Genomic DNA, 13,526 nt, shown 5'->3' with positions numbered 1-13,526 from the left:
TGGTTGCCTCCTACCAGCTCAGGCCGTGGCCGTAGGGGTAGAGCACGGAGCCCGACCCATCGGCCGTGGGGATCGTGACGGGCAGCCGTCCGCTCGGGGACAGCTCGCCGTGCAGCGCGCGGACGAGCGCGTCCATCGCCGCCCGGGTGTACGAGTACGTCGCCAGGTAGGTGGTCACGCCCGGCAGGTACGCGATGTCGTAGGGATCGCGGACCGCCACGACGACCACGGGTTTCCCGGTGCCGAGCAGCGCCGCGACGAGGCGCTGCTGGGTGGCGCGCGGGTCGGTGACGGTGGTGTCCCACGCCTTGTTCACCAGCACGACGGTGAGGTCGTGCGCGGCGGCCTGGGTGGCTGTCGCGGCGATCACCGCGTCGGAGGGCATGGTCGCCGGCCGGGCGGTGGTGCGGGCGCCGCGGGCGGTGAATCCGTTGGCGACCGTCGCGATCGGAGTGAAGGCGGCGCTGTCCCAACCGGTGACCAGCACCGACCGGTCGGCGCGGGGCAGCGGCAGTATGCCGGCGTCGTTGCGGACGGCGGTCAGCGTCGGGTCGGTGACGCGGGTGACGGCGGCGAGGTGCTCCGGCGCGCCGACCGTCCGTACCGCCTTCTCCACGTCGACCAGCGGTGAGCGGGCCAGTCCCTGGCGGTACTTCATGGCGAGGATGCGCCGGACCGACTCGTCGATGCGGCGTTCGGTGAGCTCGCCGTCGGCGACGGCCCGCAGCACCGCGTCCCGGGCCAGGGCGAGGTCCGGCGGCATCAGGAGCTGGTCGGCGCCGGCCTTGAGCGCCAGCACGGGCACCCGCTCGTCGCCGTACTTCGTTCGTACGCCGGCCATGTTCAGCGCGTCGGTGACGATGACGCCCCGGAAGCCGAGTTCACCGCGCAGCACACCGGTGAGGATCGTCGGCGACAACGTCGCCGGGTCGCCGGAGGGGTCGAGCGCGGGGACCACGATGTGCGCGGTCATGATCGAGTCGACGCCGGCGCTGATCGCCCGCTTGAACGGCGGCGCGTCGATCCGGTCCCACTCCGCGCGGCTGTGGTTGATCACCGGGATGCCGGTGTGGCTGTCGGTGGCCGTGTCGCCGTGCCCGGGGAAGTGCTTCGCCACGGCGGTCACCCCGGCCCGGTCCTGGAAGCCGGCGACCTGGGCGGCGGTCAGGTCGCCCACCAGGGTCGGGTCGGCGCCGAAGGACCGTACGCCGATGACGGGGTTGCCCGGGTTGACGTTGACGTCGGCGATCGGCGCGTACGGCTGGCGGATGCCGACGGCGCGCAGCTCACGCCCGGTGATTTCCGCCGCCGTCCGGGCGGCCCCCGCGGAGCGTGCGGCACCCAGCGCCATCGACCCGGGGAACTGGGCGGCGGGGGAGGGCATCCGCAGCACGGCGCCCTGCTCCTGGTCGGTGGAGATGAGCAGGGGAACCCGGCCCTTCGCACCGTTGCCGAGGGCGGCTCGCTGGAGTCCGTTGGAGAGGGTGGCGATCTGGCGGGGACTGTCCAGGTTGTGCGACCAGGAGAAGTAGCAGACGCCCCCGAGCTGGTACCGGTCGATGACCTCCGCCGGCGTCTCGACGCCGAACGCGGCCCGGTTCGCGGCCCGGTCGGCGGCCGTGGGTTCGGTGGCGTCACCGCCGTAGACGTAGGTGGCGAAGAGCTGCCCGACCTTCTGCTCCAGGCTCATGTGTCGCAGCGTCGACGTGACCCAGCCGTGCTCGGCCGACGACGGGTGTGCTGGTCGGTCGGAGGCTCGGGCGGGAAGGGGGGCGAGGGTGACCGCCAGTGTGGCCGCCCAGGCGGTCGCGGTAACGAGTCGGGTCTGCATAGACGCCTCTCAGTCCGGGTGGCTGAAACTTAGCTACGTGTCAACCGCCCGTCAAGAAGACAACCTACAAATTGCCGCCAGCGATCACCTGAAGGTGCTGGCAACCCGCTCCGGCCGGCCTTGCTGGTACCGACCGGCGCGCCCCGCCCCGACTGCCCTGTCTAGATTTTGCGTACTCTTGTTTAAATCTTGCAGTTGCAAGTTGTCATCCGTAGGCTGCCCTGGTGAGCGAACGTCCTCTGGTCGCGGCGACCGGCTTGACCAAGGTCTATCCCCGGCGCAGGTCCACAGCGGAGTTCCGCGCCGTCGACGGCATCGACTTCGAGGTCCAGCGGGGTGAGGCGTTCGGACTTCTCGGCCCCAACGGTGCCGGCAAATCCACGACCATGCGCATGATCGCCGCGACGTCCCCGATCAGCGGCGGCAGCCTGCGCGTGCTCGGAATGGACCCGATGAGACAGGGGCCGGAGATCCGCTCCCGACTGGGTGTCGTGACGCAGGACGACTGCCTCGACAACGAGCTCACCGTCCGGGAGAACCTGCACATCTACGGGCGATACTTCAGCCTGCCGCGGGCGGTCATCCGCGAGCGCGTGACCCGACTGCTGGGCTTCGCCCAGCTTGAGGAGAAGGCCGGAGACCAGGTCGAGACGCTGTCCGGCGGCATGCGCCGGCGGCTGACCATCGCCCGCTCTCTGATCAACGAACCCGACATCCTGCTGCTGGACGAACCGACCACCGGCCTCGACCCGCAGGCTCGGCACATCCTGTGGGACCGGCTCTTCCGGCTCAAGCAGGAGGGCGTCACGCTCATCCTCACCACGCACTACATGGACGAGGCCGAGCAGCTCTGCGACCGCCTCGTCGTGGTCGACCACGGTCGGATCGTCGCGCACGGCTCGCCTCGCGATCTGATCACCCGGTACGCGACCAGAGATGTTCTCGAACTCCGCTTCCGCCTCGACGAACGGGACACCGCGGCGGAGAAGCTCCGGACGTCGCCACTGGCCACCGGCGGCAACGACACCGACGGCCGCGTCGAACTGCTTCCCGACCGGGTGCTCGTCTACGCCGCCGACGGCGAGGCGGCCCTGTCCACGGTGCACGCCATGTCGCTCACGCCACTCACCGCACTGGTCCGCCGCGCGACGTTGGAGGACGTGTTCCTCAAGCTCACCGGCCGATCGCTCATCGAGTAGCAGGAGAGACCACCGGTGCTTCGTTCCTTCGGATACTGGATCACGCTCTATCGGCGCACCTGGCGCGGCTCGATCGTGATCAACGTCCTGAACCCGTTGCTGTTCCTCATCGGTGTCGGCGCCGGCCTGGGCTCCCTCGTCGACGACAACGCGCCAACCCAGATCGCCGGTGTCACCTACGCGGCGTTCTTCGCTCCCGGCATGCTGGCCGCGGCGGCGATGCAGAACGCGTTCCTGGAGGGATCCGCAGGGGTCGCCCGGGCTGCGGGCTTCGGAGCCTACCGGGGTGCCACGCCGACGCCGCTCAAGCCGGAGCAGCTCGCCGCCGGGCACCTGCTCTTCATCGCCTTCCGGGTGCTCATCGCCAGCGGTGCCTTCATCGTGGTGATGGCCGCGTTCGGGCTGATCGGAGGGTGGTGGGCGCTCGGCGCCCTGCTCGGCGCGACGCTGACCGGCGTCGCGTTCGCGGCACCGGCCGCGGCGTGGGCAGTCGGCGTGCGCAAGCTGCGCCACATCGACACGGTGTTCCGCTTCGTCATCATGCCGCTCTACATGTTCTCCGGTACGTTCTTCGCGGTCTCGCAGCTACCAGAGTGGATCCGACCGGTGTCCTACGTGCTGCCGCTGTGGCACGGGGTGGAGCTGTGCCGCACGCTCAGCCTCGGCACGGCGACGATCATCGGCAGCTCCGTCCACGTCATCTACCTGCTGGCGCTCGCGGTCGGCGGCTTCCTGGTCGCTCGCATCACCTACCGCCGAAGGCTGCATCCGTGACCGCCGACGCCAACAACCCCGTGGAGAGACCATGACCACCGTCGCCGTACCCACCTGGACGCGACGTCGGACCCTGGCTCTGGTCGAACGCAACTTCATGCTCTACCGCCGGTCGGTCACGCCGCTGCTCAACGCCCTCGTCGAACCGATCCTGTACCTGTTGTCGATCGGTGTCGGCGTCGGGTTGCTCGTCGGCACGGTACCCGGGGTCGATGTCCCCTACGCCGTCTACGTGGCCCCGGCGATCCTGGCCACGACCGCGATGAACACCGCGTTCAACCAGACCAGCTTCGGTGTCTTCGTCCGCATGAGGGTCGAGAAGACCTACGACGCGATCCTGCCGACGCCGCTCTCGGTCACCGACATCGCCGTTGGCGAGGTCACCAGCGCGATGATCAACGCGTTGCTGACGTCGATCGGATTCCTCACCCTCATGGCGCTCGGCGGGCTCGTCACCTCGGCCTGGGTGCTGCTGGCCCTGCCGGCGTCGGTGCTGATCTCCTACGCGTTCGCCGCGGGTGGACTGGCCGTCACGACGTACCTGCGTGACTTCCCCGACTTCCAGTACATCCAGCTCTTCATGCTGCCGATGTACCTTTTCGCGACGACGTTCTACCCGCTGTCGGTCTACCCGGAGGCCGTGCAGCCGCTGATCCGGGCGCTACCGCTCTACCACAGCATCGAGCTCGTCCGGGAACCCGCGCTGGGCCGCCTCAGCTGGGACCTGCTGATCCCCGTGGTCTACCTCATCGCCTTCGGGTCCATCGCGATGTACGTCGCCACCCGCCGAATGACCCGGGCGATGCTGCGCTGACAACACCTCGACGTCGCCGATGGCGGTGCGGATCATCTCGCCGTGTTACGGGTCGAGGGGTTCGATGACCCGCTTGCGGGCGTGTTGGTAGATCACCGAGCTGCGGAACCCGGCGATCTCGCGGCGTCCGCTGAACTTGTCATCAGGAAGGCGTGCAAGCTGTCCACGCTGGGCACGGCGACGTGGACGAGGAAGTCGTCGCCGCCGCGGGACTGGGCCTCGCGACGCACGTCGGTCGGCGTGGCGGTGCGGCCAGTGAGGTCGAGCTACGGGCGGTGCGAGGACGACGGTGACGGTGGCCTCGGCGGTACCGGTCAGCTGGTGGGTTGGAAGACGGCCCGTACGCATCCGTCGAGTTTCTGTTTAAACATCTCGTAGCCGCGCGGAGCTTCGTCCAACGGCATGGTGTGCGTCGCGAGATGCTCCGTGACCAGCTCGCCGCGGGCCATCCGCTCCAACAGCATGGGAATGTAGCGCTGTCCGTGCTGCTGTGCGCCGCGCAGCGTCAGCCCCTTGTTCATCACCGCCCCGAGTGGAAACTTGTCCACCAGGGCGGCGAACACGCCCAGGACGAACACACTGCCGCCCTTGCGACAGTTGTAGATCGCCTCCCGGGCAGCGATCGGACGGTCGGACTCGATCCGCAGCTGCTGCTTGACCTGGTCGTACCAGAACTGCGGACCGCTGCTGTGCGATTCCATGCCGACTGCCTCGATGCACACGTCTGGGCCTCGACCGCCACTGCGCTCCAGCAGCTCGCCGCTGACGTCCTGCTGCTCGTAGTTCAGCGTCTCGACGCCGAGATGCGTCTGGGCCATCTGGAGCCGGTTGTCGAGTCGGTCGATCACGATCACCCGATCGGCACCGAGCAGCACGGATGCGCGGGCGGCCATTTGCCCTACCGCGCCGGCACCCCAGACTGCGACGACATCACCCGGTTTGACCCCGGCGAGGTCGGCGCCCATCCAGCCGGTCGGCGCGGAGTCGGAGGCGAACAGCGCGCGCTCGTCGCTCACCCCGTCCGGGACGCTGAAGGCACCCTGGTCGGCGTAGGGGACACGGATGTACTCAGCGTGGCTGCCAGCGAAGCCCCCGAGTGCGTGCGAGTAGCCGTAGCAGCCTCCGGGCGCGGAACCCCAGATGTTCTCGGTGATCATCGGGTTCGTGTTCCCGTTGTCGCACAGCGAGAACTGTTGTTGCTGGCAGTACCAGCACTTGCCGCAGGAGATGAACGAGCAGACGACGACCCGGTCGCCTACTTTGTGGTTGCGTACCTGGGGGCCGACCTCGACGATGTCGCCAAGGAACTCGTGCCCGAGGACATCGCCACGTTCCATGAACGGGATGTACCCGCCGAGCAGGTGCAGGTCAGAGCCACAGGTCACAGTCCGGCGGACCCGGACAATGGCGTCCTGCTCGTTGCGGATCTGCGGGTCCGGAACCTGCCGCACCGCGAGCTCGTTGGCTCCTTCCCAGACCAGGGCCTTCACAGCCGTCCCTCCCGCCGACCCTGTCGGGTGGCCATCCGCAGTGGCTTGTTCACCGGAGTCGGCTCGGTGGTGGGTGGATAGTCCGGGCGGAGGACCTCACTGGTCTCGATAAGCTGTTTCGACTCTCGCAGGGCCGCCCGGATCGCCTGCTCAGGATCTCGGCCGGTGGCCCGTCGGGCCGCGGCGGCAACAGGGAGTCGGGCACCGTCGCGCAGCCGTACGGCGATCTCTGTTCCCCGGTCGCCGGGGGCAGGCCGGACCTGGACCTCGACGGCGTCGCCGAGCCCGGCCAGCGGCTCGGGAAACCGTCCGCCCGGGGCGACGTCACTGGGCGGTCGGTTCACCGTCGCCACATGCCACCGCGGCTCGCGCCGCTGCGCCTGACCCCGTTGCCAGTGATCGTTGCCCCGGCCAGCCCCGCCGAGCAGGCGCCGGGCGACCATCCCGCCGGCAACCACGGCCCCTCCGCCGATCAGCCACCTCATGTCCGCCCCTGTCGCTTGATCTGCTCGTGTGGGTGCCGTCGATATTTGGCAGCGTTCAGAGCAAACCATTTCATAAGGGGCGGGCCGCACAGGGGTGATTCTGGCACTAGGTGACTGCCGGCTGGTCGGGTGCTGTGGGACGAGACCATGCCAGTGATGACGGTCGTCGACCTGGCTATGCGGGACCACATCCGGCCGCCGGTGAGCATGCGGGGAAACCCCGATGACATCGCGCCACCAGCTCGACGGTGATCTCGCCTGGCTCCCGCCGAAACGGTCGCTGGCCCTACAACATCTCCAGCGGTTGCGGGCCGGACGGCGGCGGGAACGCCGTGTCGAGTTCCGCCACGTCCTCCTCAGTCAGCTGCAGGTCGCGCGCTTCCGCGTTCTCCCGGGTGTGTTCGGGCCTGGACGATCGAGGGATGGCCGCAACCGTCTCCTGCCGCAGCAGCCAGGCCAGCGCCACCTGAGCGGGCGTGGGCCCGTGCCGGGCGGCGCCCTCAGCGACCTGGGCGTGCCCCAGCAGTCTGCCCTGCTCGATCGGCGAGTGCGCCATCACCGGGATGCGGTGCTCGCGTAGCCACGGCAGCAGGTCGTGCTCCGGGCCGCGGCGGGTCAGGTTGTACAGGATCTGATTGGTCACCGGTCAGGGCTGGTACTGGTTGCGGGTGCGGGGCAGCCACTGGGGGTGCTGTTCGCGCAGGTACCGGATCAGTCCCTCGCGTAGGTCGCAGCGCAGGTCCCAGGCGCTGGCACCGTCGGCCGCCGAGGCCTGCACCTGGATGACCACCGTCTGCGGGGTGGAGTCGACCATCTGGAGCACCCACTGGCCGCGATCCCACAGCGGTGAGGACTCAACCAGGCGGCGCGCCTCCCGGCGCAGGTCGTCCAGCTCGGCGGTGTGGTCGACATGCATCTGGATCTTGCCGACCACCCGGGACTCGTTCCGGGTCCAGTTCTGGAACGGCCGCTCGGTGAAGTATGTGGTCGGCAGGATCAGATTCCGGTCGTCCCAGAGCCGGATCACCACGTTGGTCAGCTTCACCTCCTCGACCCGGCCCCATTCGCCGTCCACCACCAGCACGTCGCCGACGTGCAGCCCGTCGGCGAAGGCGACCTGGACGCCGGCGAACGCGTTGCCGAGTGCGGTTCGGGCGGACAGGCCGATCACTGCGCCGACCACTCCCGCCGACGTCAGCATGGAGATGCCGAAGACGCGTACCGGCCGGAACGTGATCAGGATCAGGCTGATCGCGACGATCGTCACCACGGCGACGGTGAGCCGCCGCACGGGGCGGATCTGGGTCCGGGCCCGCCGGATGCGCCGGCTGGTGACCAAGTCGCTCGGCAGCTTGCTGAACGAGACCACTTCGACCACGCTCAACGTCCTGTTCACCAGCCATGCACTGGCGGCGATCAGGATCAGCAGGATGGCGTGCCGCAGGTGACGCGGCCACCCTGCCGGTTCGGGTGGCAGCGCGTAGTACAGCGCTGCGACCAGCAGGACCGCGGCCGCCGGGCGGCGGCAGGCGTGCCGCAGCGGTTCCAGGAGCCACCTGTAACGGCCGCGAGCTACCCGGCGGACCACCATGCCGGAGATCAGGTCCACGACCACGGCCGTCGCCAGCGCGGCTACAACGATCAACGCGGTACGCATCAGAGGTCGTTCACCGTGATCCCGATGCCGCCTTTCTCAGCTCCCTGCCCAGTCCACGTGCCCAGGGTGCCATCCGGTCCGGTGATGAGCGGCAAACATCGACAAACAGGCGCTGAGCGGCCTTCGTCAGCCGCTCGGCGGTCTCCGGGTAGCCGGGCTTGGTGCGCTTGCGGATGCCGAACAGCCAGAGCTCGAGCGCGGCGATTGCTGCGCAGCGGCTCCGTTACGAGGAGCCGATTAGCGCGGGTGTCGGCGGGTAGCCACGGCCATGAGCAGGCCGACCAACGACATCGGCATCCGGTCGGACAACAGCCGTGCCGTAGCGTTCAGTGACGCAGTTTTCGCCATCATCATCACGCTGCTCGTGCTGGATCTCCGGGTGCCGGACGTGCCGCCCGGTCGCCTGCTGTTCGGGTTGCTGGAGCAGTGGCCGAGTTACCTCGCCTATCTCGCCTCGTACACCTACGTGGCCATCGTCTGGCTGAACCACAAGGGCGCATTCAATCGCGTCAAGGAGAGTGATCGGGGCCTGCACTGGGTGAACCTCCTCGTCCTGTTCACCACCGCGCTGCTGCCGTTCCCGACCGCGGTCGTCTCGCACGCACTCCAAGAGCACGACCAGCAGGACCAACGTGTGGCCGTCGCCTTCTACGCACTGATCGGCGCGCTACTCTGCGCGAGCTGGCTGGCGTTCTTCCACTACCTGGCTCGGCGCAAGGACCTGCTCGTGGCGGAGGTGAGTGAGCGGCATTTCCCCACCGAGCGGGTGCGGGCGCTCGTCGGGGTCATCCTCTATGCCGCCGCAGGCCTCATCGGGTACCTGGTCGCGCCGCTCGCCGGTCTGGTGATCTTCGTCGTGCTGCCGCTGTTCTACGCCGTCACCAGCGCCGGTCTCTACCAGGTCCCGTTCACCCGCCGGTTCGCGCCTCGCCCCCCGCAATCGGAGAACTGACGATCCGGCGACCGGCTCGAAGACAGCTCGGAAGCTGATCGACTCGCAGACGGCGACATCCTCGCCGAGCCCGTCGTGTACGACGCGCTGACCATGCTCGCCGCACTCGTGCACGCCGGTCGCCGCTCATCCAGCCCGGCCACCACGTGCGGTCTCTGGCCTGTGCTTGTTGGCCGGCGCACGCGGCGACGTGCCGGAGATAGCTCGTGCGGCTTCGTCTCGGCTGGTGAACAGGTGCGTTCGCATCCCCAATCGGGCTGCGGCATGGACGTTCTCGGCGTGGTCATCGATGAACAGGACGGTCTCGGGGGCGAGACCGAGTGCCTGGCAGCACCAGCGGTAGGCGGCGGGGTCGGGCTTGGCCCGGCCGGTGCGGCTGGAGAACGCGACGACGTCGAAGTGGCGCAGCCAGCGGCCGTGGTGCAGTTCGTAGTGCGCGGCGAGTTCTTCGGGGATGTTGGACAGCAGCCCGAGGCGCGGTCCTGATGCTGCGAGGTGGTCGATCAGGCTGACCATGTCGTCGTCGACGGTGCTCCAGCTCCCGATGTCCGCGACGATCAACGCGGCGGTGCGATCCTCGTCGAAGCTGACGTTCAGGGTTGCGGCGACGCGATGCCAGTAGGTGGTGGCGGTGACATCAGCGCGGTCGTAGGCGGCGCGGTGTTTCCAGTAGGCGTCCCAGAACGTGGGGGCAGTGACGCCGGCGAGCGTGGTGAGCGCGTCCCGGGCTGCCGGAGGCTGGTTGCGGGCGATGACACCGAACAGGTCGAACAGCACGGCGGCCGGGGTGGTACTCATGCCGTACGCACGATCGTGCCGGCGGCGGTCAGATTGGTCAGATCGTCCTGCGATGCCTCGTCGGTGGTGATCACCATGCTCAGTGCGGACACCGGTGCGACGTGGGCCAGCGCGGTGCGGGCGAACTTCGCTGGTTCAGCGACTGCGATGACTCGGTGGGCGGAGGCGATCATCGCGCGTTTGATCGCCGCGTCGTCCAGATCGTAGGCGGTCAGCCCGGCGGCGTTCAGCCCGCAGCAGCCGATGATCGCGGTGTCGAAACGCAGGGCTTGCAGAGATGCCTGCGCAAGGGGACCGATGAGGGCAAGCTCGCCGGAGCGCGGTTCGCCGCCGGGCAACAGCAACCTCAGCTGCGGTGCACCCGTCAGGACGTTCGCGGCGTGCAGCGACATCGGCATGACCGTCAGCCGGCGTGCGGTCATCAAGCGGGCGACCTCGAGGCAGGTGGTGCCGCTGTCGAGCACGACAGCCTCACCGTCGGCGAGCATCTCCACTACCGCGGCCGCGATGCGCTGCTTGGCTTCGCGCTCCTCATGGGCGCGCACGGCGAACGGCGGCTCCTGCCCACGCAGCACCAGACTGCGCGCACCGCCGCGGTAGCGCTCGAGCACGCCTTGCTCGGCCAGCTGGTCCAGGTCCCGGCGCACCGTCATCTCCGACGTTCCCGTCAGCTCCGCCAGTCGGGCGACGCTGATCTGCCCGGCCTGATGTACGGCATCGACGATGTGGCGGTGTCGATCAGCGGTCGTCGTCATGACGGCCATTGAACATCACCCCCGCCCGACTTGCAACCTTACGAACATCAAATCTGTTTGCTATGTTCGCTGACGTGTCCAAAGACCTGCGAGCCGCTCGGGCCGCCACCTTCCTGTACTTCGCGCTGAACGGCTTCGTGCTGGGAATCTGGGTGGTGCACATCCCGGCGATCGAGCACCGATCCGGCATCAGCCACGCCACCCTCGGCTCGCTGCTGCTTGTGCTCGGCGGCGGCGCGTTCATCGGCATGCAGATCGCCGGCCCACTGACCGACCGCTTCGGCGCCCGGCGGGTGGTCCCGCTGAGCGCGCTGTTCCTCAGCGCCGCGCTGGTGCTGCCCGGCCTGTCGACCAACGGCTGGGCACTGGGGGCCGCCCTGCTGGTGCTCGGGCTGGGCAACGGTTGCCTGGACGTCAGCATGAACGCGCACGCCGTGCAGGTGGAGGCTGGCTACCGGCGTCCGGTCATGTCGGCGTTCCACGCACTGTTCTCCCTCGGCGGGGTGCTCGCGTCCCTGTTGGCGGCTCGTACTCTGAGCTGGGGTTGGAGCCCCGCCACCACGTTGACCGCCGTCAGCGTCCTCTCTCTGGTCATCGCCGCGGGCTCCTTCCCAGGGCTGCTCGCCAAGCCGCAGAGCACCGCACCCGGTGCTGACGTGGCTTCGGTCAAGCCAAGCTGGCGGTCGACCCCGCCGCGGATCTGGATCCTGGCCGCGCTGGCTCTGATGCTCATGCTCAGCGAGGGCGCAGCGGCCGACTGGAGCGTGCTGGCCATGCGCGACGTGCTGGACGCGCAGCCGGCCACCGCGGCGCTGGCCTACGGCGCATTCGCGACCGCGATGACCGTCGGGCGGCTGCTCATCGACCGCATCGCCGCCCGTTTCGGCCCGGTTGCCGTGCTGCGGTGGGGCTCCGCACTGGCCGCGTCGGCGCTGGTGCTGGTCGTCTGGTCCCCGTCGATTCCCGTGGCGCTGGCCGGGTGGACTCTGTTCGGGGCCGGTTTGGCGGGCACGATTCCGCAGCTGTTCAGCGCGGCCGGGCACACCGATCCCGCCGCGGCGGCCACCAACGTCTCCCGGGTCGCCGGGCTCGGCTACCTCGGCATGCTGGCCGGGCCGGCCGTCATCGGCGCGCTCACCCACGTCACGCGGCTCAATCACGCGTTCCTGCTTCCGCTGATCTTCTGCGTGATCGCCGCGGTGACCGCGCCCATGTTGCGCGCCAGCCGGTCGCAGGCATCGACCACCGAGCCGGCGTACGTCAACGCCCACTCCGCGAACTGAGCAACCGGAACCGAGCGTCCACCACAGTTTGGGAATCGAGGCGAGGCTGGACGGGCGGCCGGTGAAAAAGGCGGAATCCCTGGACGTGCGGCCAGGCGCGCTCGCCCCGAGGCCCGCCCGACTGGCAGGGTGCGGTAATCGGACGTCGCGTATTCGGCCCAGTTCGGTCTTGATCGTCACGCCCGGTGATCATCGGTGCGTGCCTGCGGTGTCAGGGTGTAAGGCCGTCGTGAGTCAGGAGTATCTGGACGGCGTCGGTCACGGTGGCCGTGGTGAAGTCTGGCGGTGGGTCCACGAACTTGTGGGGCGATCGGGTGGGGTGCAGCCAGATCGTGTGTAGGCCTGCTCCGTGACCGCCGGCGATGTCGAGAGTCAGGTCGTCGCCGATCATCCACCCGCCGTGCTCCGTGGAGGTTCCGCATCGTTGAGCGATGATCTGGAAGATTGCCGGGTCGGGCTTGCGGATGCCCACCTCATCGGAGATGCACCAGGCGTCTGTCAGGGCGTCCAACCCCGTTCGTTGGATCTTCCCCTTCTGGTTGTCGGTCATGCCGTTGGTCACGATCCCGATGCGCCAGCCTGCCGAGCGCAACTGTCGGAGAGCGGCGAGGTTCTCGGCTCGGCAGGAGACCAGTTCGGGCATGCGTCGGCGGTATTGCTGCCAGAGATCCTCGGGGGGTTGCGTGAGATCGAATTCGTTACGGACTGCGGCGAAGAAGGGGCCTCTGGGGCCGGACGTGTGTGCGTCGGCGAAGATCAGCCAGGTCAGGGCCTTGTCGTCGAGTCCAAGATCGGTCACGAACTCTTCGGCCCATGCGTGAAACGCCGCCTGCCGATCGATGAGTGTGTTGTCCAGGTCGAACAACGCCAGTCGCTGCATGCTGGCACGGTAATTGATCGCTGTCCGTCCGCCTCGACAACGTTCAGCGGCTGCCGGTCTGGTCAGCTGTCGTCGGCTGCGTAACGGTTCCAGTGCCACCAGCGGCGGTGTGGTGCCGTTGGGTGGTGTGGTGAGCCGAGGGCTTGGGCGATGACGGGTGCCGGGGCTTGGAGCACGAGCTGGCGCAGCGCGGCGAGGCGGCTGGGGACCGTCGGGATGCCGAGGTCGCGGCTGAAAAGGGCGATGGTGCGGGTGGTCAGGGGTTGGCCTGCTCGGCGGCCGTGGAACAGCCAGCCGGCGTCGCGGTTGATGGCGGTGTGCATGTTGGTGCGCTGGTCGCCTAGGGCCAGCAGGAGTTCGGCGACGGTTTCGGGGACCGGTGTTGGCGGGTCGCCGAAACGGCGGTGCTGGGTGATGACAGAGGTCGTCTTGCTGCGTCCACGCGAGGAAGTCGCCGGCGCGCTGGATCTGCTGGCCGAGGTCGTTGCGGGTGCGACTGCTGACGGGCCCGCGTTCGCGCGGCGCCGTAGCCAGCGCTCGAACCGCAGCTTGCGTTGTATCGGCCGTTCAGTCGTCTCTGGCTGACGATCGGTCATTTCCATGTGCAT

Annotated in this window: 14 protein-coding genes; 5 read left to right on the top strand and 9 right to left on the bottom strand. The window is 68.7% G+C overall.

Annotated features, from left to right (window positions below; translation table 11 throughout):
* Window positions 1-10: 10 nt before the first annotated feature.
* Window positions 11-1,690: a glycoside hydrolase family 3 protein gene (locus M8C17_RS00380; protein ID WP_252414097.1), complete on the bottom strand. Its 1,680-nt coding sequence runs from the start codon at window positions 1,688-1,690 to the stop codon at window positions 11-13.
* Window positions 1,691-2,052: 362 nt separating this feature from the next.
* Here M8C17_RS00380 and M8C17_RS00375 point away from each other — a divergent pair, with 362 nt between their 5' ends.
* Genes M8C17_RS00375 through M8C17_RS00365 form a run of 3 tightly spaced genes read left to right on the top strand, consistent with a single transcriptional unit; the run spans window position 2,053 to window position 4,618 of the window.
* Window positions 2,053-3,030, top strand: a complete 978-nt coding sequence (locus M8C17_RS00375) for an ABC transporter ATP-binding protein (protein WP_252415040.1) — start codon at window positions 2,053-2,055, stop codon at window positions 3,028-3,030.
* 15 nt (window positions 3,031-3,045) lie between these two features.
* Window positions 3,046-3,804, top strand: a complete 759-nt coding sequence (locus tag M8C17_RS00370; protein WP_252414096.1) for an ABC transporter permease — start codon at window positions 3,046-3,048, stop codon at window positions 3,802-3,804.
* 31 nt (window positions 3,805-3,835) lie between these two features.
* Window positions 3,836-4,618, top strand: coding sequence for an ABC transporter permease (locus M8C17_RS00365; RefSeq protein ID WP_252414095.1), 783 nt, complete (start codon window positions 3,836-3,838; stop codon window positions 4,616-4,618).
* 314 nt (window positions 4,619-4,932) lie between these two features.
* Here the strand turns inward: M8C17_RS00365 and M8C17_RS00360 are convergent, their stop codons facing one another.
* The 4 genes from M8C17_RS00360 to M8C17_RS00345 form a co-directional block, all read right to left on the bottom strand.
* Window positions 4,933-6,108, bottom strand: a complete 1,176-nt coding sequence (locus M8C17_RS00360) for a zinc-dependent alcohol dehydrogenase (RefSeq protein ID WP_252414094.1) — start codon at window positions 6,106-6,108, stop codon at window positions 4,933-4,935.
* The gene (locus tag M8C17_RS00355) at window positions 6,105-6,593 is read right to left on the bottom strand and encodes a hypothetical protein (RefSeq protein WP_252414093.1); all 489 of its coding nucleotides are present in this window, start codon (window positions 6,591-6,593) and stop codon (window positions 6,105-6,107) included. The genes M8C17_RS00360 and M8C17_RS00355 overlap by 4 nt, the downstream gene beginning before the upstream one ends.
* Window positions 6,594-6,879: 286 nt before the next feature.
* Window positions 6,880-7,236, bottom strand: coding sequence for an aldo/keto reductase (locus M8C17_RS00350; protein ID WP_252414092.1), 357 nt, complete (start codon window positions 7,234-7,236; stop codon window positions 6,880-6,882).
* A 3-nt stretch (window positions 7,237-7,239) separates the two neighbouring features.
* Window positions 7,240-8,250 (bottom strand): mechanosensitive ion channel family protein, encoded by a 1,011-nt coding sequence (locus M8C17_RS00345; RefSeq protein ID WP_252414091.1) that lies wholly within the window; start codon window positions 8,248-8,250, stop codon window positions 7,240-7,242.
* 268 nt (window positions 8,251-8,518) lie between these two features.
* On the opposite strand from M8C17_RS00345, the gene M8C17_RS00340 reads away from it, so the two are divergent.
* On the top strand, window positions 8,519-9,202 hold the full coding sequence (locus M8C17_RS00340; protein WP_252414090.1) for a TMEM175 family protein: 684 nt from the start codon (window positions 8,519-8,521) through the stop codon (window positions 9,200-9,202).
* Between the two features lie 126 nt (window positions 9,203-9,328).
* On the opposite strand, the gene M8C17_RS00335 is transcribed toward M8C17_RS00340, so the two are convergent.
* Together M8C17_RS00335 and M8C17_RS00330 are read right to left on the bottom strand one after the other, a co-directional pair.
* Window positions 9,329-9,979, bottom strand: coding sequence for an HAD family phosphatase (locus tag M8C17_RS00335; protein WP_252414089.1), 651 nt, complete (start codon window positions 9,977-9,979; stop codon window positions 9,329-9,331).
* 17 nt (window positions 9,980-9,996) lie between these two features.
* Window positions 9,997-10,764, bottom strand: a complete 768-nt coding sequence (locus tag M8C17_RS00330; RefSeq protein ID WP_252414088.1) for a DeoR/GlpR family DNA-binding transcription regulator — start codon at window positions 10,762-10,764, stop codon at window positions 9,997-9,999.
* Window positions 10,765-10,817: 53 nt separating this feature from the next.
* Here M8C17_RS00330 and M8C17_RS00325 point away from each other — a divergent pair, with 53 nt between their 5' ends.
* Entirely contained in the window at window positions 10,818-12,038 is a 1,221-nt protein-coding gene (locus M8C17_RS00325; RefSeq protein ID WP_252414087.1) for an MFS transporter, read from the top strand.
* 211 nt (window positions 12,039-12,249) lie between these two features.
* Here the strand turns inward: M8C17_RS00325 and M8C17_RS00320 are convergent, their stop codons facing one another.
* Both M8C17_RS00320 and M8C17_RS00315 read right to left on the bottom strand, forming a co-directional pair.
* The gene (locus M8C17_RS00320; RefSeq protein ID WP_252414086.1) at window positions 12,250-12,918 is read right to left on the bottom strand and encodes an HAD family hydrolase; all 669 of its coding nucleotides are present in this window, start codon (window positions 12,916-12,918) and stop codon (window positions 12,250-12,252) included.
* A gap of 62 nt (window positions 12,919-12,980) precedes the next feature.
* Entirely contained in the window at window positions 12,981-13,520 is a 540-nt protein-coding gene (locus tag M8C17_RS00315) for a hypothetical protein (protein ID WP_252414085.1), read from the bottom strand.
* Between the last annotated feature and the right edge of the window lie 6 nt (window positions 13,521-13,526).

This window comes from Micromonospora sp. RHAY321 (assembly GCF_023896955.1).
GTDB lineage: Bacteria > Actinomycetota > Actinomycetes > Mycobacteriales > Micromonosporaceae > Micromonospora.
The sequence above is the reverse complement of the archived record's forward strand: the minus strand, read 5'-3'. Positions and strand labels throughout refer to the sequence as shown.

Excerpts from the sequence above, each read along its gene's own strand:
- M8C17_RS00340 (WP_252414090.1), top strand. The coding sequence starts at position 8,519 with ATGAGCAGGCCGACCAACGACATCGGCATCCGGTCGGACAACAGCCGT.
- M8C17_RS00315 (WP_252414085.1), bottom strand. The coding sequence starts at position 13,520 with ATGGAAATGACCGATCGTCAGCCAGAGACGACTGAACGGCCGATACAA.
- M8C17_RS00380 (WP_252414097.1), bottom strand. The coding sequence starts at position 1,690 with ATGAGCCTGGAGCAGAAGGTCGGGCAGCTCTTCGCCACCTACGTCTAC.
- M8C17_RS00345 (WP_252414091.1), bottom strand. The coding sequence starts at position 8,250 with ATGCGTACCGCGTTGATCGTTGTAGCCGCGCTGGCGACGGCCGTGGTC.
- M8C17_RS00365 (WP_252414095.1), top strand. The coding sequence starts at position 3,836 with ATGACCACCGTCGCCGTACCCACCTGGACGCGACGTCGGACCCTGGCT.
- M8C17_RS00330 (WP_252414088.1), bottom strand. The coding sequence starts at position 10,764 with ATGGCCGTCATGACGACGACCGCTGATCGACACCGCCACATCGTCGAT.
- M8C17_RS00325 (WP_252414087.1), top strand. The coding sequence starts at position 10,818 with ATGTTCGCTGACGTGTCCAAAGACCTGCGAGCCGCTCGGGCCGCCACC.
- M8C17_RS00355 (WP_252414093.1), bottom strand. The coding sequence starts at position 6,593 with ATGAGGTGGCTGATCGGCGGAGGGGCCGTGGTTGCCGGCGGGATGGTC.
- M8C17_RS00320 (WP_252414086.1), bottom strand. The coding sequence starts at position 12,918 with ATGCAGCGACTGGCGTTGTTCGACCTGGACAACACACTCATCGATCGG.